The organism is Pararhodobacter sp. SW119, assembly GCF_017811755.1.
Lineage (GTDB): Bacteria > Pseudomonadota > Alphaproteobacteria > Rhodobacterales > Rhodobacteraceae > Pararhodobacter.
Map to the genome: position 1 here is coordinate 61931 of NZ_JADDJF010000015.1, position 23241 is coordinate 85171.

A 23241-nucleotide genomic window follows, 5' to 3' on the forward strand; every position below is an offset into this window, starting at 1 on the left:
TCCCGCGCACCGGAGCCGAGGCCGCTGTGCAGCGGCCGGCCGCGTCAGCAGTACCGCTCCGGCCCCTTCCACTGTGCCTCGCTATAGCGATCGCCATGCGCCCAGCCGCAGGGCAGGGCCTGTTCGATCAGCGCCATCTCGTCCGCGCCCAGTTCCATATCGACCCCGGCGGCGGCTTCGGCCAAATGCCGGGGGTTCCGGGTGCCGGGGATCGGGATGATCGCCTCGCCCTGGCGCAGGAGCCAGGCAATGGCGACCGCCGCGGACGGGGCCCCGATCCTTGCCGCCGCGTCCCGGAAGCGGTCGGTCGCCGCAAGGTTCGCGGTCAGGTTCGGCTCTTGGAAGCGCGGGTTGGACTTGAGGAAGGCCGACGCTTCGGCGCGCGCCAGGTCCGGCGGCGTGTCGGTCAGCAACGCCCGTCCCACCGGCGAGAACGCGACGAGCGAGGTGCCATGTCGCGCGCAAGCCGTGACTAGCCCAAGTTCCGGCGCGCGGGTCGCCAGCGAGTATTCCGATTGCACGGCGGCGACCGGATGGATCTTCATCGCCCGGTCCAGCGAGGCGGGCGCGATCTCGGAAAAGCCGAACGCCTTGATCTTTCCCGCGGCCTTCAGCTCCGCCAGCGTCTCGGTCACTTCCTCGATGGGCCGGTCGGCCTCGCGGCGGTGCACGTAGAACAGCTCCACCTGCTCGACGCCCAGGCGTTTCAGGCTTGCATCGAGCGACCCGGTCAGATGCGCCCTGCTGTTGTCGAAGTACCGCGCCCCGGTATCGGGATCGCTGCGGATCCCCGCCTTCGTCGCGATGCGGAACCCCGGCCCCCCGCGCGCGGCGAAATAGCGGCCGATCACCGTTTCGGAATGCCCGTTTCCATAGACATCGGAGGTATCGAGATGGTCGATGCCGAGTTCCCGCGCCCGGTCGAACAGCGCAAAGGCCTCCGCCTCGGTGGCGGAGCCGTAGAAGCCCGAGATGTTCATCGCCCCCAGCCCGATCGCCGAGATCTCCTGTCCCGTCTGTCCCAGTCTGCGCTTTCTCATGCGTGCATCCGTCCTTTTCCTGCTTCGATCAATCGCGCGGGCGCAGTGCGACCCGGTCGCCGATTGCCCCTCAGTCGCCGGCCTCGTGACCGAACGGGTCGTCGACACTGTGGCAGGGCTGCGTGAACCATCTCGCGCCGTCGTCGGTGATGTAGGCGCAATCCTCCAGCCGGATTCCGAACGCGCCGTAGATGCAGATCATCGGCTCAACCGAGAAACACATGCCGGTCTCGAGCGGGCGCGTGTTGTTGCGCACCATGTAGCATTCCTCGTGCACCTCGATCCCGATGCCGTGACCGGTGCGATGCGGCAGGCCGGGGGTCTTGTAGTCCTTCTCGAACCCCGGCGCGGCCTCGATCACGCCGCGGGCGGCAAGGTCCACGTCCTCGCAGGGCGATCCCGGTTTCGCGGCGGCAAAGCCCGCCGCTTGCGCCGCTTTTTCCAGGTTCCAGACCTCCCGCTGTCGGTCGTCCGGCGTGCCGAAGACATAGGTGCGGGTGATGTCCGAACGGTAGTCCCCGACGAAGCAGCCCAGATCGAGCAACACCATGTCCCCGTCCTTCAGCACCTGCGGGTAGTCGACACCATGCGGATAGGCCGTCGCCTCGCCGAACAGGACGATGGGCTTGCCCGCGCCCGTCATCGTGCCGCCGAACCGGCGATAGGCTTCGAGGATGAAATCCTCGACCTCGGTGGTGCGGATCCCCTCGCGCAGGATCCGTGCCGCGGCCTTGTGCACCTCCAGCGTCAACTCGTTCGAGCGTTGCAGCAGCGCGATCTCGCGCGCGGTCTTCACCGCGCGGCAGGCGCTGATGATCGCGTCGCCGTTGACCAGGTTGAAACGATTGCCGGCCTTGCGCAGCCGGTCGACGTTGAAGAAGGGCGCGCTGGGGTCGATGGCGAGGTTGCCGCTGGGGATGCCGATGCTTTCCAGCGTCTCGATGACCAGCGCGCCGGGATCCTCGTGTTCCTCCCAGATGCGGATCTCGCCGTCGATCTTCAGCATCGAGCGCGTCTTCGGTTCCTCGAAGGCGGGGCTCAGATAGATCACGGGGCCGGTCGCCGGAAGGATCGCACCGTGCAACCGCTCGGTCAGTTTCAGGTTCAGCCCGGTGAAATAGTTCAGGTTCACCGTCGTATCGAGATAGAGCGCATCGATCCCCTGGTCGCGCATCAGGCCCTGGGCCTTCGCCATGCGCGCCGCGCGGTCAGAATTGTCGATGGGGACAATCCCGCCCGTCATGTCCTCCATCTTCGCCAGTTCCGCCTCCGCGGTCGAGCCGCCCACACCGATGGTCATGTCCTGCCTTCCTCTGGTTTCGAATTTTCCGGTGACGCCCGGTGCCGCCCGGCGCCGGTCACGCGGTGGCGCCGCTCCGGCGGGCTTCCGGCAGGCTTCCGGCAGGGCGCAAACGGGGGTGCGGTCGATCCGACCCGCCAGTCCGCGCGCCGCCAGTACGGCACGCGGACCCCGCAATCGCCGCCAGAACGCCTCAGCGCAGGTCTTCGGGCAGCAGGTCCTCGGGCAGGTTCTGGTAGCAGACCGGACGCAGGAACCGCCGGATCGACAGCGTCCCGACCGAGGTCGCGCCGAAGTTGGTGCTCGCCGGATAGGGGCCGCCGTGGACCATGCTGTCGGCGACCTCGACCCCGGTCGGAAACCCGTTGGCCAGGATCCGCCCCGCCTTGCGTTCGAGGATCGGCATCAATTCTCGCGCCAGCGCGGTGTCGCCCGCTTCCAGATGCAGCGTGCAGGTCAGCTGCCCGTCGAGGCTGTGCGCGACCGCGCGCATCTCGTCCGCGTCGCGGGCGCGCACGATCAGGCCCAGCGGGCCGAAGACCTCCTCGCCCAGCGCGTGGTTGGCCAGCCAGGCGCCGGCGGTGGTTTCAAACAGATAAGGCGTGGCGTTGCGCCGGTCGCAGACCGAGGTCAGCACCGCGCGCACGCCTTCCGTTCCGGCGACCCGGTCGCGTCCTTCGCGATAGGCGGCGGCGATCCCGTCGGTCAGCATCGTCTGCGCCGCCTCCGGGTCCAATGCCGCCTTCGCGGCGGCGGTGAAGGCCTCGGCCTCGGGCCCGTCGACGACCACGGCGATACCGGGATTGGTGCAGAACTGCCCCGCGCCCATGGTCAGGCTGCCCGCCCAGCCCTGCGCGATCGCGTCCCCCCGCGCGGCCAGCGCGTCGGGCAGCACGAACATCGGGTTGACGCTGCCCAGCTCGCCGAAGAACGGGATCGGCTCGGGCCGCGCCGCGCACAGGTTGAAGAGCGCGCGCCCGCCCGACAGGCTGCCGGTGAAGCCCACCGCCTTGATGCGCGGGTCGGTCACCAGCGCCTCGCCAACATCGCGCTTGCCGCCCTGCACCAGGCTGAAGACACCGGGATGCAGGCCGCAGGCGGCGACGGCGGCGGAAACCGCGTCGGCGACGATCTCGCCGGTGCCGGGATGCGCCGAATGACCCTTGACCACGACCGGGCAGCCCGCCGCCAGCGCCGCGGCGGTGTCGCCCCCAGCGGTCGAGAAAGCCAGCGGAAAGTTCGAAGCGCCGAAAACCGCGACCGGGCCGATCGGACGCTGCACCATGCGCAACTCGGGCCGCGGCGCCGGCTGGCGGTCGGGCAGGGCGGGGTCGTGGCGCCGGTCCAGATAGTCGCCCTTGCGGATGTGATCGGCGAACAGGCGCAGTTGGCCGGTCGTCCGCCCGCGTTCGCCGTTCAGCCGCGCCTCGGGCAGGCCGGTCTCGGCGGTGCCGATCGCGGTGATTGCCGCGGCGCGCGCCTCGATCTCGTCGGCGATGGCCTCCAAGAGGCGCGCGCGGTCGTCGCGGCTGGAATAGCCGAAGGTCCAGAACGCCTCCTCGGCGGCGGCGCAGGCGCGCGCGACCAGGTCCGGCGTTCCGGCCGAAAAGGCATGCGACGGCCCCGTGGCGGGGGTCGAGTCGAAACGGGCGTCGGTGGTGATCTTCTCGCCCGCGATCCAGTGGGCGCCATGGGGAATATGGGTCATATCGGCTTCCGGTCCTTTCGCGCCCTGCGGCGTCTGACTTCAAATGCTGTGCGTCGGTGCGTGCCGGGTCCGCTGAGTCCCGCGCCGCTGTGAAACCGCTCTAGCATGAAGTCGCGTCGGGCTTCCATGGCAGCGCGGTCCCGTCCCGATCGCCTGCGCCCGGATTGGTTGCCCCCCGCCCAGTCCAGCCGCCCTCGATCTCGCTCCGGGTGCGCATCGAAGGCTTCCATCCGCGGAAAGCCGTAAGGATGCTTGCCCGAGGTCAACCGCCGCCGATGGCTGCCTGCGCAAACGTCACGACGTGGAATGTACGCGATCCGTGCGCGATCCGGACGCCGGTGCTGAGGACGCCACGCGGCGCCCGGTCTCCTCGTTGAACGGATGCAGCGCCTCGCGCGCGGCGTGGATCTGCACGTCCGACCCCTCGGCCAGTTCCGGCAACCCGGCGATGCGCACCGTGATCGGCTGCTTCGATCCCGCAAGGCTCAGGTATATGTGGCTTTCCGCGCCCGCGGGTTCGACCAGCACCACGGTCCCGTTCAGCACCAGCGCGTCGGCCGCCGGGTCGACCGCGCCGACGATCAGGTCGTCCGGGCGGATGCCCACCAGATCGGTGCCTTCGGGCAGATGCCCGACCGCCGCACCGCCCCCCTTCTCGCGCAGGTAAGCCATTGGAAGCATGTTCATGGCCGGCGATCCGATGAACCCCGCGACGAAGACCGAGGCCGGTTTGCGGTAGACGTCCATCGGCGTGCCCACCTGCTCGATCACGCCACCGTTCAGCACCACCAGCCGGTCCGCCAGCGTCAGCGCCTCCAGCTGGTCGTGGGTCACGTAAAGAGATGTCGTTCCCAGCCGCTTCTGCAACTGCCGGATCTCGACCCGCATCTGCACGCGCAGTTTCGCATCGAGGTTCGACAGCGGCTCGTCGAACAGAAACGCCTCGGGCTCGCGGACCAGCGCGCGCCCCATCGCCACGCGCTGGCGCTGCCCGCCCGAAAGCTGCCGCGGCTTGCGGTCCAGGAACGCCGCGATTTCCAGCATTTCCGCGGCCTCGCGCACGCGCCGCTCGATATCGTCCTTGGGGATGCGGCGGTTCCGCAACCCGTAGGCCAGGTTGTTGTAGACGGTCATGTGCGGATAAAGTGCGTAGTTCTGAAAGACCATCGCGATGTCGCGCTCCGCCGGCTCCAGGTTGTTCACCACCCGCTCGCCGATCTTCAGCGTGCCCTCGGTGATCGTCTCCAGCCCCGCGACCATGCGCAGCAGCGTGGATTTCCCGCAGCCGGACGGCCCCACCAGCACGATCAACTCGCCATCGGCGATATCGAGACTGACCCCGGTCACCGCCTTCACGTTGCCCGCGTAGACCTTGTGCAGGTCGTCCATGGTGATCGATGCCATGGGTTATTTCTCCGTCTCGGTCAGGCCCTTCACGAAGAGCCGTTGCATGAATAGGATCACCAGGATCGGCGGCAGCGCGGCCAGCACGACCGTCGCCATGACCAGGTGCCACAGCGGTTCGCTGTCGCCGCCGGTCACCATCCGCTGGATGCCCATGACGATGGTGTAGTAGTTGGGATCCGTGGTGATCAGCAGCGGCCAGAGGTACTGGTTCCAGCCGTAGATGAACATGATCACGAAAAGCGCCGCGATGTTGGTGATCGACAGCGGCAGCAGGATGTCCTTGAAGAACTTCATCGGCCCCGCCCCGTCGACGCGCGCCGCCTCCATCAGTTCCTCGGGCACGGTCATGAAGAACTGCCGGAAGAGGAACGTCGCTGTCGCACTGGCGATCAGCGGGATCGACAGGCCGGCAAAGCTGTTCAGCATGCCCAGGTTCGCGACCACCTCGAAGGTCGGGACGATCCGCACCTCGACCGGCAGCATCAGCGTCAGAAAGATGACCCAGAAGAAGAAGATGCGGAACGGAAAGCGGAAATAGACGATGGCGAAGGCCGACAGGAGCGAGATCGAGAGTTTGCCGATGGTGATCGCCATCGCCATGACGAAACTGTTCCAGAGCATCCCGCCGATCGGCGGGGTCCCCGCCCGGGACCGTCCTTCGAGGATCACGGTGCGGTAGTTTTCCAGCGCGTTCGGCCCCGGCAGCAGCGGCATCACGCCCCGCACGAAGGTACCGGGCGGATGGGTCGAGGCGACGACCGCCACGTAGACCGGAAAGACGACGATCGCGACGCCCAGGATCAGCACCAGATGGGCGAAGAAGTTGCCCCAGCGGTTGTTGTCGACCATTTCGCGCCCCTCAGTAGTTCACGCGCCGCTCGATATAGCGGAACTGGATCACGGTCAGGATGACGACGATCGACATCAGGATCACCGACTGCGCCGCCGACGACCCGATGTTCAGATTGACGAAACCGTCGCGATAAACCTTGTAGACCAGGATGTTCGTGGCTTGCGCGGGTCCCCCTTCGGTGGTGGCGTGGATGACGCCGAAGGTATCGAACATCGCGTAGACGATGTTGACGACCAGCAGGAAGAAGGTGATCGGCGACAAAAGCGGAAACACGATGGTCCAGAACCGTTTCATCCGGCTCGCCCCGTCGATGGCCGCGGCCTCGATCAGCGATTGCGGGATGGATTGCAGCCCGGCCAGGAAGAAGAGGAAGTTGTAGCTGATCTGCTTCCAAGCGGCGGCGACGATGACCAGGACCATCGCATCGGTTCCGCTGGAGCGGTGGTTCCAGTTGTAGCCGAAGCCCTGCAACACGAAGGGCATGATGCCGATCGACGGGTTGAAGATGAACCACCACAGGACCCCCGCGATCGCCGGCGCCACGGCATAGGGCCAGACCAGGAAGGTCGTGTAGGCATCGCGCGACCGGATCATGCGGTTCACCATCACCGCAAACAGCAGCGCCACGCCCATCGACAGAAGCGTGGTGCCGACCGAGAAGAGGAAGGTCACTTTCAGCGAATTCAGATAGAGCGAGTCGGCGAACAGCGCCTTGAAATTGTCGAACCAGATGAAGGTCGGCGGGCGGATTCCGAACGCGTCGCCCTGGCGGTAGACCGACTGGAACAACGCCTGGCTCGCGGGCCAGATGAAGAAGATCACCGTGACGATCACCTGCGGGGCCAGCAGCGCATAGGGCAGCCACCAGCTGGAAAATGTCATGCGTTTGGTTTGCATCGCGTCCGGTCCGGCCAGAAGGGTGCGGCCCGCCTCCGCGAACGGGGGGGCGGGCCGCTGGATCGGGATCAGTTCATCGCCGCTTCGAACTCGCGCAGCAGCGCGTTGCCGCGCCGCACGGCGTCATCTGCGGCCTGCTGGCCGGACTTGGCGCCGGTCATCACCGCTTCCATCTCTTCCGAGATGATGTCGCGGATCTGCACGAAGCTGCCGAAGCGCAGACCGCGCGAATTTTCGGTCGGCGGGTTCAGCGTCATCTGGCGGATCGAGGTGTCGGCGCCCGGGTTCTCGTCGTAGTAGCCCTGCTCCTGCGTCAGATCATAGGCGGCCTGGGTGATCGGCAGGTAGCCGGTGTCCTGGTGCCATTGCGCCTGGACCTCGGGCAGCGAGAGGTATTCGAAGAAGCGCGCGACGCCTTCGTACTCCTCCTCGCTGTGGCCCGACAGCACCCAGAGCGTGGCGCCGCCGATGATCGTGTTCTGCGGCGCGCCCTCGATGTCGTCGTAGTGGGGCTGAAAGCCGAAGCCGACATTGAAGTCGGAGTTCGCCAGAACGCCGGCGCGGCTGGCCGAGGAACCGAAGACGAAGCCGCACTCACCCGCGTAGAAGGCCGGGAAGGCATCGGGGCCCGAGCCGGGGCCGCCCCAGCGGAACAGGTTCTGGTCCTGCCACTGCTTCAGGTTGTCCCAGTGGCGGGCGACATGCTCGTTGTTGAAGACGAACTCGGTATCAAAGCCCTCGAACCCGTTGGCCTGCGTGCCCAGCGGGATGTTGTGCCAGGCCGAGAAGTTCTCGAGCATCACCCAGCTAGGCCACGAGGTGGTGAAGCCGCAGGGCGCCGCGCCCGATTCGACGATGGCGCGCGCGGCCTCCTCGGCCTCGGCCCAGGTCGCGGGCGGCGATTCGGGGTCCAGACCCGCAGCCTCGAACACGTCCTTGTTGTAGTACATGATCGGAGTCGAGGAGTTGAACGGATAGGACAGCATGTTGCCGTTGGGATCGGTGTAGTAGCTGACCACCGTGTCCAGGTAGGCGTCGGGATTGAACTCGACGTCATAAGCCTCCATCAGCTCGTGGATCGGGTAGATCGCGCCCTCGGCGGCCATCATCGTGCCGGTGCCGACCTCGAAGATCTGGACGATATGCGGCTGCTGGTTGGCGCGGAACGCGGCGATCGCGCCGGTCATCGTCTCGGTGTAGGTCCCGCGAAAGCTGGGCACGACGCGGAAGTCGTCCTGGCGTTCGTTGAAGCCCTCGGCGACGCCTTCCAGCAACTCGCCCAGTTCGCCCCCCATGGCGTGCCACCAGTTGATTTCGGTCTGCGCCTGCGCCATCGGCGCGGCGAGCGTGAGCGACAGGGCGGTCCCTGCCATCAGGCTGCGTGTGAGCATTCTTTCCTCCGGGTTGCGTTTGCGTTTGTGCTTGGTGTCGCGCACAGGCGCGAATGAGCGCACTGTGCTGCGCTAACGCCGCTTTGTGAAGCTTTAATGATGTCTTGACGAAGGTTTTTGAACATTCGGTCAAGATTCGCTTGACCCACCCCCGCCGCGCGTCCGCCGGTCCGCGGCATGCCCAAGGGAAAGTGCCCAGGGTCAGAGCCGATCGCGCAGCGCGTACCAGAGCATCGCCGCAACCAGCAACGGCTGACGCAACGCCGTCCCCCCCGGAAACGGTTTCGTCGGCACCGAGGCCATGAGGTCGAAACGCTCCGCCTGTCCGGCGATGGCTTCGGCCAGAAGCTTGCCGCCCATCGTCGCCATCGCGACACCGTGCCCGGAATAGCCCGCCGCCGACAGCACGTTGCCCGACAGACGCTCGAAATGCGGCATGCGGTTGACCGTGATCCCCAGGGTTCCGCCCCAGGCATGCGTGATCTCGATCCCCTTGAGCTGCGGAAAGATCGCCTCCATCGGTCGCCGAACGGTCGCGGCGATATCGGCCGGAAAGCGATAGCCGTAGCTTTCGCCGCCGCCGAACAGCAGCCGGTTGTCGTGGCTGAAGCGGAAGTAGTTGATCACGAACTTCGAGTCGGCCACCGCGTGATCGGCATCGATCACCGCACGGCGCTCGGCATCGGTCATCGGGCGCGTGGCGGCGATGAAATTGTTGATCGGCATGACCCGCGCCGCGACCTTCGGTTCCAGCCGGCCCAGGTAGCCGTTGCAGCCCAGCGCCACGAAACGCGCCGTGATCTGCGCCCGTTCGGTCGTGACCCGCGCGGGATCGCCATGCGTCACCGATGTGACGCGCGCATTCTCGAACAGGCGCACCCCCGCGGCGACCGCCGCACGCGCCAGCCCCAGCGCGTAGCGCAGCGGATGCAGATGCCCGCCCCCCATGTCCAGATCGCCCCCGAAATAGGCCGGCGAATTGACGAGGTCGCGCAAGGTGTCCCGGTCCAGCGGCCGGATCAGATCATAGCCATAGTCCCGCGCCATGCGTTCGGCATAAGCGTGTTGTTCGGCCACGAAGCGCGGCTTGTGCGCGGCATGGATGATCCCGGCGCGATAGTCGGCTTCGGGCGCGTGGCTTTCCGCAAGTTCGCGGGTCGTTGCCACCGCCTCCTGCGCCAAGTCCCAAAGCGCGCGCGCGCGGGTCTTGCCGACCATGCGTTCCAGCGTGTCCTGGTCGGCGCGCTGTCCCGTGCCGACCTGCCCGCCGTTGCGCCCTGACGCGCCGAAGCCCAGCCGCTGCGCCTCCAGCAGGATGACGTCGTAGCCGCGTTCGGCCAGGTGCAACGCCGCCGACAGCCCGGTATAGCCGCCGCCGATGACGCAGACGTCGCAGGAAAGCGCCCCCTCGGCATGGGGGCGCGCGGGCAGCGGATCGGCGGTTTCAGCGTACCACGAACGCGGGTACTGGCCCGGCCGGTCGTTGGCGGTCAGCAGGTCCATCACGCCGCCTTGAGCATGCCTTCGGCCTTCAGTTCGGCATGGGCTTCGTCCAGTGCCTTCGTCGCGCGCTCGATCAGCAGGTCGATCTCGGCGGGCTTGATCACCAGCGGCGGCGCGATGACCATGCGGTCCATGACATGCCGCATGACGACATTGTTGGCAAAGCACCGCTCGCGGACGATGTAGCCCGCCGTTCCGGGCTCGGCGGCGAACTTCGCACGGCTCGCCTTGTCGGGCGTCAGCGCCAGCGATCCCATCAGCCCCACCAGCTTGGTCTCGCCGACCAGCGGATGATCGGCCAAGGCGTGCCAGCGTTCGGCCAGATGGGGGTGGGCGACGTCGCGCACGTGGTCGATCACGCCTTCCTCCTCGATGATGCGCAGGTTCTCCAGCGCCACGGCGGCCGCGACCGGGTGGCCCGAATAGGTGTAGCCGTGGTTGAACTCATCCTTTGCGATCACCTCGGCCACCTCGTCGCAGACGATGGAGCCGCCGATGGGCGCGTAGCCGGAACTGAGGCCCTTGGCGACGGTCATGATATGCGGGCGGATGCCGTAGGTCTGGCTTCCGAACCAGTTTCCCGTGCGCCCGAAGCCGGTGATCACCTCGTCGGCGATCAGCAGGATCTCGTAGCGGTCGCAGATGCGCTGCACCTCGGGCCAGTAGCTGTCGGGCGGTACGATCACGCCGCCGGCGCCCTGGATCGGCTCGGCGATGAAGGCGGCGACGTTGTCCTCGCCCAGCTTCTCGATCATCGCCTCAAGCTGGCGCGCGCGTTCCAGACCGAATTCCTCGGGCGTCATGTCGCCGCCTTCGCTGTACCAGTGCGGCTGGTCGATATGGACGATATCGGGGATCGGCATGCCGCCCTGCGCGTGCATCCCGGCCATGCCGCCCAGGCTGGCGCTGCCCATGGAACTGCCGTGATAGGCGTTCTTGCGGCTGATGATCACCTTCTTGTCGGGCTTGCCCTTCATCGCCCAGTAGTGGCGCACCATGCGGATGTTGGTGTCGTTCGCCTCGGACCCCGAGCCGGCGAAGAAGACATGGTTCAGGTCATGCGGCGCCAGTTCCGCCAGCCGCGCGGCCAGCGCGATGGCCGGCACGTGGCTGGTCTGAAAGAAGGTGTTGTAGAAGGGCAGCTCTTCCATCTGCCGCGCCGCGACCTGCGCCAGTTCCTTGCGCCCATAGCCGATGTTCACGCACCACAACCCGGCCATCCCGTCGAGGATCTCGTTGCCCTCGCTGTCGGTGAGCGTGACGCCCCGCGCGCGGGTGATGATGCGCGCGCCCTTCTTCGCCAGCCCTTCGTTGGCGGTGAACGGGTGCATGTGGTGCGCGGCGTCCAGCGCCTGCAGCTCGGCCGTGGGCAGATGGTTGCTGATCTGACGCATGAGGGGGACCTCCGCTATGGCCCCGGCGGGGCGGATTCGGTTGACAACAGGATAGGGTCGGAAAGGGACGGGTTCAATGGGATTTGATCAAATTATCCGGTCGGGCCGAGCACAGCGCTCAATTCTCCCCCAGCGCGGCGCGCACGCGCTCCAGGCCTTGCCCGGCATCGGCGGCAATCGCCTCGGCCAGCGCCTCGGGATCGCCCGCGCGCAGCGCGCGCAACCCGTCGCGGTGGCGGTCGGGTCCGGCATGGCCACCGCTTTCGATCACCACCCTCAGCGAGGGTCCGAAGCGCAGCCAGAGCGACTGGGTCAGCGCCAGCAGGATCGGCGCCTCCGCAGCTTCGTAGAGCGTGAAGTGAAACCTGTAGTTGCAGGCCAGATAGGCAGGCACGTCACCAGCCTCGATGGCGCGGTCCAGCTGACTGTCGATCTCAGTCAACGCCTCGATCGTGGCCTGTGTCATGCGCGCCTGCGCCATCCGCGCCAGTTGCGGTTCCAGAAGTTGCCGTGCGAAGGCCAGCTCGTCCAGTTGTGTGGCCGCCAGCCGCGGGACCGACACGCGACGGTTTTCATGAAGCGTCAGCGCGCCTTCCGCCGTCAGCCGCCGGATCGCCTCGCGCACCGGGGTCATGCCGGACCCGAGCGCGCGCACGATACCCTGTATCGTCACCTTCTGCCCCGGCGCCAGCACGCCGAACAGGATCATCTCGCGCAGGCGGCGATAGGTGGTCTCGTGTTCGGGCAGTCGGGCCGAAGCGGGGATCGTGTCCATCGGGGCAACCGCCGGAAAGTGATCAAATCGCGCCAGAGATAGCCCTTCCCCGCGCCGCTGCCTAGTGGTGCCCTGCGCCAAGCGTCCCGTACAGGCCCCGGAAAAGGTTACCCAAAGGTTGCGATCACGACTTATATCACATGAAATCAATGAACAAGGCTTCGGTCCGCTGGCGGACCAACCCCTTTTCGGCCTCAGTCGGCCCCGCCCGGCGTCATCCGTCCGGCATCAGATGCGCCTGCAGCCGCGCCCGCACCGCCTCGGGCATGGGGGCGGATCGGCGGGTCTTCGGGTCGAAGAAGACCTCGGTCAGATCGTAGGTCGCATGCACCGCGCCCGTCTCGGCATGGACCATCCGCAGCTTCAGCACCATCGAGCGGTTGCCGATCCGCGCCACCCCGCCGTCGATCACGAACAGATCGCCGGCCTTCAACTCCTGCAGGAAATTCGTCTCGGCCTTCGCGCTGACCATGTGCACGCCATGCGCCGCCATCATCTCGGCCAGGTTCAGTCCCAGCCGGGAATAGAAGTGAAAGCTCGCGTCATCGAAGAAGGGCGCGTAGTGGCGGACGTTCATGTGGCCGAAGATGTCGTGATGCCAGGGGTGAACCACCCCGCGCAAGAGTTCCAGTCGATCCGGCTCAGGCATGCAGTTCCCGCTTTTCTACAAAGTGACCGTGGATTGTGGTCAGCACGCTTGCCCCGACCAGTGTGACCGCCCATTGCACCGCAAATGCCCAGATCAGCGCCAGCGGCACCGACACCGGGGTCAGGATCCCGGTCGGCAGGTTCAGGACCCAGACCAGCAGGACCGACGCGACCGCCAGCACCAGGAATGCGCCGCCGCCCGTCCCGGTGGCGTACCAGGCTTCGTTCAGCGGCAGGCGCTTGCCCGTGGCCGCAGACGGCAGGATGGGCGAGATGCGGTAGGAGATATAGGCGACCGGCAGCCAGACCAGCAGAAACAGGATCAGTCCGACCGGCCCGCGGACCGCCCCCTGATCGGCGACGACAACGGGCCCGACGATCAGCCCCGCAAGCAAGGCAAAGGGGATCGCGACCAGCATCAGCACCAGCGAGAAGATGATGCCGGCCCAGAGATAGGACAGCATCGCCGCGCCATGAAATCGGGGGATGAAGCCCTCGGGCGCTTCCTCCAGCAGGATGTATCGATGCCAGCCGACCGCGATCCAGAGGGTCGCGCCCAGTTGCAGCAGCATCAGCACCGCCATGGCGCCCGCCCGGCCCGGCCGCGCGGCGCTTTCCGGATCCAGGAACATCGTGCTGGCGCCCCCCAGCGCAAGCGTCGCGGCCAGCAGCACCGCCATCGGAACCACCGAGATGCGCAGCGCCGGACCCGGATTGTCCGTGACCATCCGGATCGCATGAAGCAGAATTCGTATTCCCAGCATCGCGGCTCGCTCTTTCTCGGGACGGCCGCAGTAAGGCGGCGCCTGTGGGCGCTGTCAACCGGTTGGCGGGTGTTGCGCGGGGCGGACAAAGCGGATAGCTGAAGCGCGACTTTTTGCAGGAGTGCCCCATGTCCGCGCCGAAGAAAGTGGTGCTCGCCTATTCGGGCGGCCTCGATACCTCGATCATCCTGAAATGGCTGCAGACCGAATACGGCTGCGAGGTGGTGACCTTCACCGCCGACCTGGGCCAGGGCGAGGAGCTGGAGCCGGCGCGCAAGAAGGCCGAACTTCTGGGCATCAAGCCCGAGAACATCCACATCGAGGACGTGCGCGAGGAATTCGTGCGCGACTTCGTCTTCCCGATGATGCGGGCGAACGCGCTTTACGAGGGGCTCTACCTGCTCGGCACCTCCATCGCGCGGCCGCTGATCTCCAAGCGGCTGGTCGAGATCGCGGCCGAGACCGGCGCCGATGCGGTCGCCCATGGCGCCACCGGCAAGGGCAACGATCAGGTGCGGTTCGAATTGTCGGCCTACGCGCTCAACCCCGACATCAAGGTCATCGCGCCGTGGCGCGAATGGGACCTGACCAGCCGCACGAAACTGCTGGAATTCGCCGAGGCGCACCAGATCCCCATCGCCAGGGACAAGCGCGGGGAGGCACCGTTCTCGGTCGACGCGAACCTGCTGCACACCTCGTCCGAGGGCAAGGTGCTGGAAGACCCGGGGCAGGAGGCGCCGGACTATGTCTATCAGCGCACCGTCCACCCCGAGGACGCGCCGGATACGCCCGAGATGGTCGAGATTTCGTTTGAGCGGGGCGATGCGGTCGCCATCGACGGGCAGGCGATGTCGCCCGCCGAAATCCTGACGAAGCTGAACGAACTGGGCGGCAAGCACGGGGTCGGGCGGCTGGACCTGGTGGAAAACCGCTTCGTCGGCATGAAATCGCGCGGCATCTACGAGACGCCGGGCGGCACGATCCTGTTGGAGGCGCATCGCGGGATCGAGCAGATCACGCTCGATTCGGGCGCGGGGCATCTGAAGGACGCGCTGATGCCGCGCTATGCGGAATTGATCTACAACGGCTTCTGGTTCAGCCCCGAGCGCGAGATGCTGCAGGCCGCCATCGACCGCAGCCAGGAGCATGTGACCGGGACGGTGCGTGTCAAGCTCTACAAGGGGGCGGCGCGGACGGTGGCGCGCTGGTCCGAGATGAGTCTCTATTCCGAGGCGCATGTCACCTTCGAGGACGATGCCGGCGCCTACGACCAGAAGGACGCGGCGGGCTTCATCCGGCTGAACGCGCTGCGGCTGAAGCTGATCGCGGCGCGGAACCGGCGGCTGGGCGGCTGAACCCCGGCCGCCGATGGCCCGCCCGACCTGCGTGGTGCGCAAATTTGCGCACTTCTGCAAGTCACTGAAAATAAGAAACTATCCGGCGCCGTTTACCGCAATGAAACTTTCGTTGCGGCCACGGGAAGGCGCGCGGACGCCAGGGTAACAACTGTTTCGGGCGTGGGCCTCCGCACCCCGGCGCGACGCGGGGCGCAGACCTTTCGTTGCGGTTAACGGGGCGAATTCGCGCAGCGATTTCAAGGGTATGCCGAAGCGTGCAAATTTGCACGCCGTCGGTGCCGACGCGCGACCGGGACGCGTCCGGCGGTCAGACGCCCAGGCACCAGCGCATGATCGCCTTCTGGGCGTGGAGGCGGTTTTCGGCCTCGTCCCAGATCACCGATTGCGGGCCGTCCATGACGGCGTTCGTCACCTCGTCCTCGCGGTGGGCGGGCAGGCAGTGCATGAACAGCGCGTCGGGCTTCGCGGCCGCCATCAGCCGCTCGTTCACCTGATAGGCGCGCAACTGGTTGTGGCGGCGTTCCTTGGTGGACTGGCTGTCGTGCATCGAGACCCAGGTATCGGTGACGACGAGATCGGCGCCGGCGACCGCTTCCATCGGGTCGCGCGTGATCTCGACCTTGCTGCCGCGATCGCGGGCGAAGCGGATGAACTCGGCCTCGGGGTCGAGGGTTGGCGGGCCGGTGAAGGTGAAATCGAACCCGAACTGCCCGGCCGCGTGCAGGAACGAGGCGCAGACATTGTTGCCGTCGCCCGACCAGACCACCTTCCGGCCCGCGATCGGGCCGCGATGCTCCTCGTAGGTCAGCAAGTCGGCCATGATCTGGCAGGGATGGGTGCGGTTGGTCAGTCCGTTGATGACCGGCACGCTGGCGTATTCGGCGAGTTCCTGCAGCACCGACTCCTCGTAGGTGCGGATCATGATCAGATCGACGAAGCGTGACAGCACCCGCGCCGTGTCGGCGATGGTTTCGCCATGACCCAGTTGCAGTTCGGCCCCCGACAGGACCATCGTCTGCCCGCCCATCTGCCGCACACCGACGTCGAAGCTGACGCGCGTGCGGGTCGAGGGTTTCTCGAAGATCAGCGCCACCATCTTGCCGGCCAGCGGCTGCGTGTCGTCGGGTGCGGCGCGGCCGCGACCGTCGCGCGCCGACTTCATCGCGCGCGCCTGGTCGATCATGGCGCGCAGGGCATCGGCGTCGGTGGCGTGGATGTCGAGGAAATGGTTCATGGCAAGGGCCTGTTCGGGACCGGGGAAGGGGGCGCTGCCCCCTCGTCGCGCGGCGCGCGACTTCACCCCCGGGATATTTGTGGACAGAAAATCGGAGGGGTCAGGCGGTCTCCAGCGCGGCGGCGGCGTGGTCGAGGCGGGAGACGGCCTCGGCCAGGTCGGCGTCGGGGATGTTGAGGGCGGGCAGGAGGCGGATGACGTTGTCGGCGGCGGGCACGACCAGAAGGCCCGCGTCGCGCGCCGCGGCGACGAGATCGGTGTTGGGACGGGCGCATTTCAGGCCCAGCATCAGGCCGGTGCCGCGCACCGCCTCGAAGGCGTCGGGATGCGCGGCGACGAGCCCCTCGAGCTTCTGGCGCAGGAGGCCGGACTTGCGCGTCACCTCGGCTAGGAAGGCCGGGTCGGCGACGATTTCCATGACCTTCAGCCCCACGGCGCAGGCGAGCGGGTTGCCGCCATAGGTGGAGCCGTGGGTGCCGGCGGTCATGCAGGCCGCGGCGCGTTCGCTCGCCAGGACCGCGCCCAGGGGAAAGCCGCCGCCGATGCCCTTGGCGACCATCATGATGTCGGGCGCGATGCCGGCCCATTCATGCGCGAAGAGCCGGCCGGTGCGCCCCATGCCGCATTGCACCTCGTCCAGCACGAGGAGCGCCCCGGTCTTGTCACAGGCGGCGCGCAGGCCCTTCAGGCAAGCCTCGGGCAGGGGCCGGATGCCGCCTTCGCCCTGGATCGGTTCGATCAGGACGGCGGCGACGCTGTCGTCCATCGCGGCCTCGAAGGCGTCATGGTCGCCCCAGGGCAGGGTCTTGAAGCCGGGCATCAGCGGTCCGAAGCCGTCGGTCATCTTGGCCGATCCGGCCGCGGCGATGGCGCCAGTGGAGCGGCCGTGAAAGGCGCCCTCGAAGGTCAGGATCGTGGGGCGGTCCTGACCGGCGTCGTGCCAGAAGCGGCGGATCATCTTGATCGCGAGTTCCGCAGCCTCGGTGCCCGAGTTGGTGAAGAAGACGCTGTCGGCGAAGGTCGCGTCGACCAGCGCGTCGGCCAGCGCCTGCTGCTGGGGAATTTCGTAAAGGTTCGAAACGTGCCAGAGTTGCGCGGCCTGTTCGCCCAGGGCCTGCACCAGTGCCGGGTGCGCGTGACCCAGCGCGTTGACGGCAATGCCGGCGCCGAGGTCCAGAAAGCGGCGGCCGCTTGCGTCGGTCAGCCAGGAGCCTTCGCCCTTCACGAAAGTGAGCGGCGTACGGTTGTAGGTGGGCAGGACGGAGGGGATCATCGCAGGTTCCTGAAAGAGGGCCCAGAGGTGCCAAAGCCGCCGGGGCAAGTCAACGCACGGAATGAGGGGGCAGTCGGGATCGGCCGTCAGCCGCGGGGGCGTCGGCGTCGCAGGAGGGCGCGGGATGCGGTGCGAGCGATCATGGCGATTGCTTAGCGTGGCCGGCGCGGGTTGTCGACGGGAAAACGCCGGGGGGTGCGTGCGCTTTGCCACCTTGCCCCTGTCGGGGGCATTCTTTATCCCTTCGCTCAGCCAGTTGCCGGGAGGGACCGCCATGACCAATCAGCGCTTCGACAAGTCGAAACTGCCCAGCCGCCATGTGACCGAGGGGCCGGCCCGCGCGCCGCATCGGTCGTATTTCTACGCGATGGGCATTTCCGAGGAGGAGATCCACGCGCCCTGGGTCGGTGTCGCGACCTGCTGGAACGAGGCGGCGCCCTGCAACATCGCGCTGAACCGGCAGGCGCAGGTGGTCAAGCACGGCGTCAAGAAAAGCGGCGGTACCCCGCGCGAGTTCACCACCATCACCGTGACCGACGGCATCGCCATGGGGCACGAGGGGATGCGGTCGTCGCTGGCCTCGCGCGAGGCGATCGCGGATACGGTCGAGCTGACCATGCGCGGGCATTGCTACGACGCCATCGTCGGGCTGGCGGGCTGCGACAAGTCGCTGCCGGGGATGATGATGGCGATGGTGCGGCTGAACACGCCGTCGGTCTTCATCTACGGCGGCTCGATCTTGCCGGGCCGGCTGAACGGGCAGGACGTGACCGTGCAGGACGTGTTCGAGGCGGTGGGCAAGCACCAGGCGGGCAACTACTCGGATGCGGAACTGGAGATACTGGAACGCATCGCCTGCCCCAGCGCGGGGGCCTGCGGCGGGCAGTTCACCGCCAACACCATGGCCTGCGTGTCCGAGGCCGTTGGCCTGGCGCTGCCGAATTCCAGCGGCGCGCCCGCGCCCTACGAGAGCCGCGACCAGTATTGCGAAGCTTCGGGCGTCGCGGTGATGAAGCTGCTGGAGAAGAACATCCGCGCCCGCGACATCGTCACCCGCAAGGCGCTGGAAAACGCCGCGCGAGTCGTGGCCTGCACCGGGGGATCGACCAACGCGGGCCTCCACCTGCCCGCCATCGCGCACGAGGCCGGGATCGACTTCGACCTCTTCGACGTCTGCGACATCTTCCGCGACACGCCGTATTTCGTCGACCTGAAGCCGGGCGGCAAATACGTGGCAAAGGATATGTACGAAGCTGGCGGCGTGCCGGTGGTGATGAACGAATTGCGCAAGCAGGGCCTGGTGCACGAGGATTGCATCACCGCCACCGGCCGAACCATGGGCGAGGAACTGGACCTGGTGAAGCGCGAGGCCGACGGCCGCGTGATCTACCCCGCCGCCACGCCGATCACCAAGACCGGCGGCGTCGTGGGGCTGAAGGGCAACCTCGCCCCCGAAGGCGCCATCGTGAAGGTCGCGGGCATGTCCGAGGAAGAGCAGGTCTTCACCGGCCCCGCGCGCGTCTTCGACTGCGAGGAAGACGCCTTCGCCGCCGTCAAGGCGCGGGAGTACGAGGAAGGCGAAGTGATCGTCATCCGCAACGAGGGCCCCGCAGGCGGCCCCGGCATGCGCGAGATGCTGGCCACCACCGCCGCGCTTAGCGGGCAAGGCATGGGCAAGAAGGTTGCGCTGATCACCGATGGGCGTTTTTCCGGCGCGACGCGGGGGTTCTGCGTCGGCCATGTCGGCCCCGAGGCGGCGCATGGCGGGCCGATCGCATTGCTGAAGAACGGCGACAAGGTGACCATCGACGCGATCAGGGGCGAGCTTTCGGTCGATCTGTCGGACGACGAGCTGGAACGGCGCAAGGCCGATTGGCAGGGACCGCGTCCGACGATTTACGCCAGCGGGTCGCTCTGGAAATATGCGCAACTTGTCGGCGGGGCCCGGAAGGGGGCGGTGACGCACCCCGGCGGGGGCGCCGAAGTCCATGTCTACATGGACCTCTGACGCGCCGATGCGCCGGCGCCTCGGGCTGCTGGGCGGGTTGGTTCTGTTGCTGGCGGGGTGTTTCGAATCCGCGCCGCTGGCGGGGTTCTCGGGCCGAAATACGGCGCCGGGCCCCACCAGCCTGCCGGTTCTTGGCGGGCAGGTGACGATCGCCGGCCCGTCAGGGTACTGCGTCGACACATCCTCGGTGCGCGAGAACGGGTCGCAGGTTTTCGTCTTTCTGCTGCGCTGCCAGGCGGCGCCACGGCCGGCCCCCGTGTTGAGCGCCACCGTCACCGCGGTGGAGGCGCCAGTCGGCGGGGGCCAGGGCGCGCTGGAAGGCCTGGCGGGTTTCATCGCCAGCGACACCGGCCGCGCGCAGTTGAGCCGGACAGGCCGGGCCGAGGATGTCGCGATCGAGGGCGCGCAGGTCGATGACGGGGCAATCTGGCTGACGATCCGCGACAGCGGCAATCCCGAGGCCTTCGACGCGGGCTACTGGCGCGCGATCCTGCCGATCGCGGACCGGATCGTGACCTTGTCGGTGCTGTCTTCGCGCCGGCATCCGGCAGGCGCCGAGCTGGGCTTGACGACCCTTCGCGGATTTGTCCGCGAGATGCGCGCGGCGAACCAATAGCGGTCAGGCCAGTGTCACGATCATGATGATCGAGACCGCCAGCACCGCCATGCCCGCGATTTCGATAGCCCGCGCGCGTTCACGAAAGACAAGCACCGAGGCGAGGATCGAGAAGATCAGCTCGATCTGTCCCAGGCTGCGCACATAGGCGGCGTTCTGCAGCGCGAAGGCAAGGAACCACCCGGCGCTGCCCAGAACGCCGGTCACACCCACCGGTGCGGTCGCGCGCCAGGCGCGAAGCACGCGGCCAAGCTCGCCCGGTTCGCGCCAGCGCAGCCAGAGCGCCATCATTAACGTCTGGCTGGCGGTCACGCAGGCCAGGGCAATCAGGGCGCGTAGCAGCGCATCGTCATGCGCGATCTCCAGCGTGGCCCCGCGATAGCCGATTGCCGACAGGCCGAAGAACCCGCCAGCAAGAAGCCCCAGCAGCATGGCGCGGTTGAAAAGCCCGCCTGACCGCCATCCCTGCACCGGCCAGGACAGCATCAGCACACCCAGCGTGCCCACGAGGATGGCGACGAGGCCCGGAGCCGACACCGCCTCGCCCAGCAGCAGCGCCGAAAAGGCGGCGACCAGGATGGTTTCGGTCTTGGTGAAGGCGATGCCCACCGCGAAGGAGCGTTCGGAAAAAAGCGCGACGGTGCAGAAGGTGGCGATGATCTGCGCGACGCCGCCGGACAGGGCAAAGGCCCAGAAGGCAACGCTCAGGTCGGGCAGGCCGATCCCATGGTGCATCAGCGACAGGAAGGCGCCGGCCGCCGCAAGCGGGGCGGCAAACAGGAACCTCGAGAACGTCGCGCCGCCCGTCGACAGGCCAAGCCCCTTGAGCCGCTTCTGCAGCATGAAGCGCACGGTCTGAATCGCCGCGGCAAGAATTGTGATGGCGACCCAGAGTTCCATGGCGCGGTCTTGACAGTTTTCCCGCGCAGCGTCGAGATCACGCTGACGCAAGGTTCGGCGTGACATTCCGCTGCATACCCGTAACGCTGGCCTGACACTCTGCACCTGCTTTTCGAAAACCGAGGGACGTCATGACCGCCACGCCCTATCCGCATCTTCTTGCTCCGCTCGACCTGGGATTCACCCGGTTGAAGAACCGCGTCCTGATGGGGTCGATGCATACCGGGCTGGAAGAGCGCGGCGACTGGGAGCGCGTGGCGAGCTACTATGCCGAACGTGCGGCCGGGGGTGCCGCGCTGATCGTCACTGGCGGTATGGCCCCCAATACCGAGGGTGCGGTCCTGCCGGGTGCCGCGGGGCTTTTTTCCGATGCGGATATCGCCAATCACCGGATGGTCACGGACCGCGTGCATGCGGCGGGCGGCATGATCGCGATGCAGATCCTGCATGCCGGCCGCTATGCCTATGGCGTCGAGTGTGTTGGCGCCTCGGCGATCAAGGCACCCATTTCGCCCTTCGTGCCGCGCGAACTGGACGAGGCGGGGATCGAGAAGCAGATCGCCGATTTCGCGACGGCCGCGAAACGCGCGCGCGAAGCGGGGTATGACGGGGTCGAGGTGATGGGCTCGGAAGGGTACCTGATCAACCAGTTCCTGAGCCTGCACACCAACCGCCGCAGCGACCGGTGGGGCGGCAGCTACGAGAACCGGATGCGCCTGGCGGTCGAGGTCGTGCGCCGGGTGCGCGATGCGGTGGGGCCGGATTTCATCGTCATCTACCGCATCTCCCTACTGGACCTTGTGCCCAACGGACAGCGGTGGGACGAGATCCTGCAACTGGCGAAAGCGGTCGAGGGGGCGGGCGCGACCATCCTGAACACCGGCATCGGCTGGCACGAGGCAAGGGTGCCGACCATCGCCACCTCGGTTCCGCGGCGCGCCTTTGCCTGGGTGACCGGCAAGCTGAGGGGGGAGGTCGGGATTCCGGTCATCACCTCGAACCGGATCAACACACCCGAGGTGGCCGAGGCGGTGCTGGCCGAAGGCTGCGCCGACATGGTCTCGATGGCGCGTCCGTTTCTGGCCGACGCGTATTTCGTGCAGAAGGCCGCGGCGGGTCGTGGCGACGAGATCACGCCCTGCATCGCCTGCAATCAGGCCTGTCTGGATCACACGTTCCAGGGCAAGATCGCGACCTGCCTGGTCAATCCGCGCGCCGCCCACGAGACCGAACTGAACTACCTGCCGACCGAGACGCCGAAATCGATCGCGGTCGTGGGGGCCGGTCCTGCCGGGCTGATGGCGGCGATGGTCGCCGCGCAGCGTGGCCATCGTGTGACGCTCTTTGAGCGCGACAGCCGTATCGGCGGCCAACTCAACATGGCGCGCGTGATTCCGGGGAAAGAGGAATTCAACGGGCTGGTCGAGTGGTTCGAGCGGATGGTGCGGCGCGCGGGCGTCGTTTTGCGTCTGGGCACCGACGCCGATGTCGCGGCGCTGCGGGACTTCGACGAGGTGGTGATCGCCACGGGCGTTAAGCCGCGCGATCCGCAGATTCCGGGGCAGGCGGCGGCGCATGTGCTGAGCTACATCGACGTCCTGCGCGGCGGGGCTGCGGTCGGGTCGCGCGTGGCGATCATCGGCGCGGGTGGGATCGGCTTCGATGTCGCCGAGTTCTTGACGCAGGAAGGCGAGAGCCCGACCCTCGATCTGGAGGAATGGAAGCGCGAATGGGGTGTGACGGACCCCGCCGAGTGCCCCGGCGGGCTGGCAAAGCCGCAACGACCGCCCGCAGCCCGGGCAGTCACGCTGCTTCAACGCAAGAAGGAGAAGCCGGGAAAACGACTTGGCAAGACCACGGGCTGGATCCATCGGGCCAGTCTTGCCGCGCGCGGGGTGAAGATGCTCGGCGGCGTGGACTACCGCGAGATTACCGATGACGGGATCGTCCTCGGCACCGCGAAGGGCGATCAACTGCTGGAGGTCGATACGATCGTGCTCTGCGCGGGGCAGAAAAGCCTGCGCGATCTGGCGGATGCATTGGGCGGGGATGGTAAACGCGTTCACGTAATCGGCGGCGCGGATGTCGCAGCCGAGCTTGACGCGAAGCGGGCCATCGACCAGGGCGCGCGCCTGGCTGCCGTGCTCTGAGCCCAAAACAGATCCGATTTCG

General features: G+C 67.2%; 19 protein-coding genes. 4 read left to right on the top strand and 15 right to left on the bottom strand.

Annotated elements, in window-relative coordinates; all coding sequences use genetic code 11:
- Positions 1 to 44: 44 nt before the first annotated feature.
- The 12 genes from IM708_RS10855 to IM708_RS10910 all read right to left on the bottom strand — a co-directional run bounded on the left by IM708_RS10855 (position 45) and on the right by IM708_RS10910 (position 13680).
- Positions 45 to 1040 carry an aldo/keto reductase gene (locus tag IM708_RS10855; RefSeq protein WP_209426546.1) on the bottom strand — a complete coding sequence of 332 codons (996 nt, stop codon included), beginning with the start codon at positions 1038 to 1040 and terminating at the stop codon, positions 45 to 47.
- Between the two features lie 70 nt (positions 1041 to 1110).
- Positions 1111 to 2340: a Xaa-Pro peptidase family protein gene (locus tag IM708_RS10860; protein ID WP_209426547.1), complete on the bottom strand. Its 1230-nt coding sequence runs from the start codon at positions 2338 to 2340 to the stop codon at positions 1111 to 1113.
- Between the two features lie 193 nt (positions 2341 to 2533).
- Positions 2534 to 4048, bottom strand: a complete 1515-nt coding sequence (locus IM708_RS10865) for an aldehyde dehydrogenase (NADP(+)) (protein ID WP_209426548.1) — start codon at positions 4046 to 4048, stop codon at positions 2534 to 2536.
- A 294-nt stretch (positions 4049 to 4342) separates the two neighbouring features.
- Positions 4343 to 5452, bottom strand: coding sequence for a sn-glycerol-3-phosphate ABC transporter ATP-binding protein UgpC (ugpC, locus tag IM708_RS10870; RefSeq protein ID WP_209426549.1), 1110 nt, complete (start codon positions 5450 to 5452; stop codon positions 4343 to 4345).
- Positions 5453 to 5455: 3 nt separating this feature from the next.
- Positions 5456 to 6304 carry a sn-glycerol-3-phosphate ABC transporter permease UgpE gene (gene ugpE / locus IM708_RS10875; protein WP_209426550.1) on the bottom strand — a complete coding sequence of 283 codons (849 nt, stop codon included), beginning with the start codon at positions 6302 to 6304 and terminating at the stop codon, positions 5456 to 5458.
- Positions 6305 to 6314: 10 nt separating this feature from the next.
- On the bottom strand, positions 6315 to 7205 hold the full coding sequence (gene ugpA, locus IM708_RS10880; protein WP_209426551.1) for a sn-glycerol-3-phosphate ABC transporter permease UgpA: 891 nt from the start codon (positions 7203 to 7205) through the stop codon (positions 6315 to 6317).
- A 68-nt stretch (positions 7206 to 7273) separates the two neighbouring features.
- Positions 7274 to 8596, bottom strand: coding sequence for a sn-glycerol-3-phosphate ABC transporter substrate-binding protein UgpB (gene ugpB, locus IM708_RS10885; protein WP_209426552.1), 1323 nt, complete (start codon positions 8594 to 8596; stop codon positions 7274 to 7276).
- Positions 8597 to 8797: 201 nt separating this feature from the next.
- Positions 8798 to 10099: an FAD-binding oxidoreductase gene (locus tag IM708_RS10890; protein ID WP_209426553.1), complete on the bottom strand. Its 1302-nt coding sequence runs from the start codon at positions 10097 to 10099 to the stop codon at positions 8798 to 8800.
- Entirely contained in the window at positions 10099 to 11493 is a 1395-nt protein-coding gene (locus tag IM708_RS10895; RefSeq protein ID WP_209426554.1) for an aspartate aminotransferase family protein, read from the bottom strand. The genes IM708_RS10890 and IM708_RS10895 overlap by 1 nt, the downstream gene beginning before the upstream one ends.
- A 118-nt stretch (positions 11494 to 11611) precedes the next feature.
- Positions 11612 to 12268: a GntR family transcriptional regulator gene (locus tag IM708_RS10900; protein WP_209426555.1), complete on the bottom strand. Its 657-nt coding sequence runs from the start codon at positions 12266 to 12268 to the stop codon at positions 11612 to 11614.
- A 214-nt stretch (positions 12269 to 12482) separates the two neighbouring features.
- Complete coding sequence (locus IM708_RS10905; protein ID WP_209426556.1) at positions 12483 to 12917, bottom strand: thioesterase family protein; 435 nt, start codon at positions 12915 to 12917, stop codon at positions 12483 to 12485.
- Positions 12910 to 13680 (bottom strand): hypothetical protein, encoded by a 771-nt coding sequence (locus tag IM708_RS10910; protein WP_209426557.1) that lies wholly within the window; start codon positions 13678 to 13680, stop codon positions 12910 to 12912. The genes IM708_RS10905 and IM708_RS10910 overlap by 8 nt, the downstream gene beginning before the upstream one ends.
- 128 nt (positions 13681 to 13808) lie before the next feature.
- On the opposite strand from IM708_RS10910, the gene IM708_RS10915 reads away from it, so the two are divergent.
- Positions 13809 to 15035, top strand: a complete 1227-nt coding sequence (locus IM708_RS10915) for an argininosuccinate synthase (RefSeq protein WP_209426558.1) — start codon at positions 13809 to 13811, stop codon at positions 15033 to 15035.
- Positions 15036 to 15345: 310 nt separating this feature from the next.
- Here IM708_RS10915 and argF read toward each other — a convergent pair whose 3' ends face one another.
- Positions 15346 to 16272 carry an ornithine carbamoyltransferase gene (gene argF / locus IM708_RS10920; RefSeq protein WP_209426559.1) on the bottom strand — a complete coding sequence of 309 codons (927 nt, stop codon included), beginning with the start codon at positions 16270 to 16272 and terminating at the stop codon, positions 15346 to 15348.
- Between the two features lie 100 nt (positions 16273 to 16372).
- A complete protein-coding gene (locus IM708_RS10925; protein WP_209426560.1) occupies positions 16373 to 17545 on the bottom strand; it encodes an aspartate aminotransferase family protein in 1173 nt (390 codons plus the stop codon).
- A 274-nt stretch (positions 17546 to 17819) separates the two neighbouring features.
- Between IM708_RS10925 and ilvD the strand changes: the two genes are divergently transcribed.
- Together ilvD and IM708_RS10935 are read left to right on the top strand one after the other, a co-directional pair.
- A complete protein-coding gene (ilvD, locus tag IM708_RS10930; RefSeq protein WP_209426561.1) occupies positions 17820 to 19553 on the top strand; it encodes a dihydroxy-acid dehydratase in 1734 nt (577 codons plus the stop codon).
- 7 nt (positions 19554 to 19560) lie between these two features.
- The gene (locus IM708_RS10935) at positions 19561 to 20169 is read left to right on the top strand and encodes a hypothetical protein (RefSeq protein ID WP_209426562.1); all 609 of its coding nucleotides are present in this window, start codon (positions 19561 to 19563) and stop codon (positions 20167 to 20169) included.
- Positions 20170 to 20172: 3 nt separating this feature from the next.
- Here the strand turns inward: IM708_RS10935 and IM708_RS10940 are convergent, their stop codons facing one another.
- Positions 20173 to 21069 carry a DMT family transporter gene (locus IM708_RS10940; protein ID WP_209426563.1) on the bottom strand — a complete coding sequence of 299 codons (897 nt, stop codon included), beginning with the start codon at positions 21067 to 21069 and terminating at the stop codon, positions 20173 to 20175.
- Between the two features lie 131 nt (positions 21070 to 21200).
- Here IM708_RS10940 and IM708_RS10945 point away from each other — a divergent pair, with 131 nt between their 5' ends.
- Positions 21201 to 23219, top strand: a complete 2019-nt coding sequence (locus tag IM708_RS10945) for an NADPH-dependent 2,4-dienoyl-CoA reductase (protein ID WP_209426564.1) — start codon at positions 21201 to 21203, stop codon at positions 23217 to 23219.
- Positions 23220 to 23241: the final 22 nt, after the last annotated feature.

Coding starts and splice junctions, on each gene's coding strand:
- IM708_RS10855 (WP_209426546.1), bottom strand. CDS start 1,040: ATGAGAAAGCGCAGACTGGGACAGACGGGACAGGAGATCTCGGCGATC.
- IM708_RS10860 (WP_209426547.1), bottom strand. CDS start 2,340: ATGACCATCGGTGTGGGCGGCTCGACCGCGGAGGCGGAACTGGCGAAG.
- IM708_RS10865 (WP_209426548.1), bottom strand. CDS start 4,048: ATGACCCATATTCCCCATGGCGCCCACTGGATCGCGGGCGAGAAGATC.
- ugpC (WP_209426549.1), bottom strand. CDS start 5,452: ATGGCATCGATCACCATGGACGACCTGCACAAGGTCTACGCGGGCAAC.
- ugpE (WP_209426550.1), bottom strand. CDS start 6,304: ATGGTCGACAACAACCGCTGGGGCAACTTCTTCGCCCATCTGGTGCTG.
- ugpA (WP_209426551.1), bottom strand. CDS start 7,205: ATGCAAACCAAACGCATGACATTTTCCAGCTGGTGGCTGCCCTATGCG.
- ugpB (WP_209426552.1), bottom strand. CDS start 8,596: ATGCTCACACGCAGCCTGATGGCAGGGACCGCCCTGTCGCTCACGCTC.
- IM708_RS10890 (WP_209426553.1), bottom strand. CDS start 10,099: ATGGACCTGCTGACCGCCAACGACCGGCCGGGCCAGTACCCGCGTTCG.
- IM708_RS10895 (WP_209426554.1), bottom strand. CDS start 11,493: ATGCGTCAGATCAGCAACCATCTGCCCACGGCCGAGCTGCAGGCGCTG.
- IM708_RS10900 (WP_209426555.1), bottom strand. CDS start 12,268: ATGGACACGATCCCCGCTTCGGCCCGACTGCCCGAACACGAGACCACC.
- IM708_RS10905 (WP_209426556.1), bottom strand. CDS start 12,917: ATGCCTGAGCCGGATCGACTGGAACTCTTGCGCGGGGTGGTTCACCCC.
- IM708_RS10910 (WP_209426557.1), bottom strand. CDS start 13,680: ATGCTGGGAATACGAATTCTGCTTCATGCGATCCGGATGGTCACGGAC.
- IM708_RS10915 (WP_209426558.1), top strand. CDS start 13,809: ATGTCCGCGCCGAAGAAAGTGGTGCTCGCCTATTCGGGCGGCCTCGAT.
- argF (WP_209426559.1), bottom strand. CDS start 16,272: ATGAACCATTTCCTCGACATCCACGCCACCGACGCCGATGCCCTGCGC.
- IM708_RS10925 (WP_209426560.1), bottom strand. CDS start 17,545: ATGATCCCCTCCGTCCTGCCCACCTACAACCGTACGCCGCTCACTTTC.
- ilvD (WP_209426561.1), top strand. CDS start 17,820: ATGACCAATCAGCGCTTCGACAAGTCGAAACTGCCCAGCCGCCATGTG.
- IM708_RS10935 (WP_209426562.1), top strand. CDS start 19,561: ATGCGCCGGCGCCTCGGGCTGCTGGGCGGGTTGGTTCTGTTGCTGGCG.
- IM708_RS10940 (WP_209426563.1), bottom strand. CDS start 21,069: ATGGAACTCTGGGTCGCCATCACAATTCTTGCCGCGGCGATTCAGACC.
- IM708_RS10945 (WP_209426564.1), top strand. CDS start 21,201: ATGACCGCCACGCCCTATCCGCATCTTCTTGCTCCGCTCGACCTGGGA.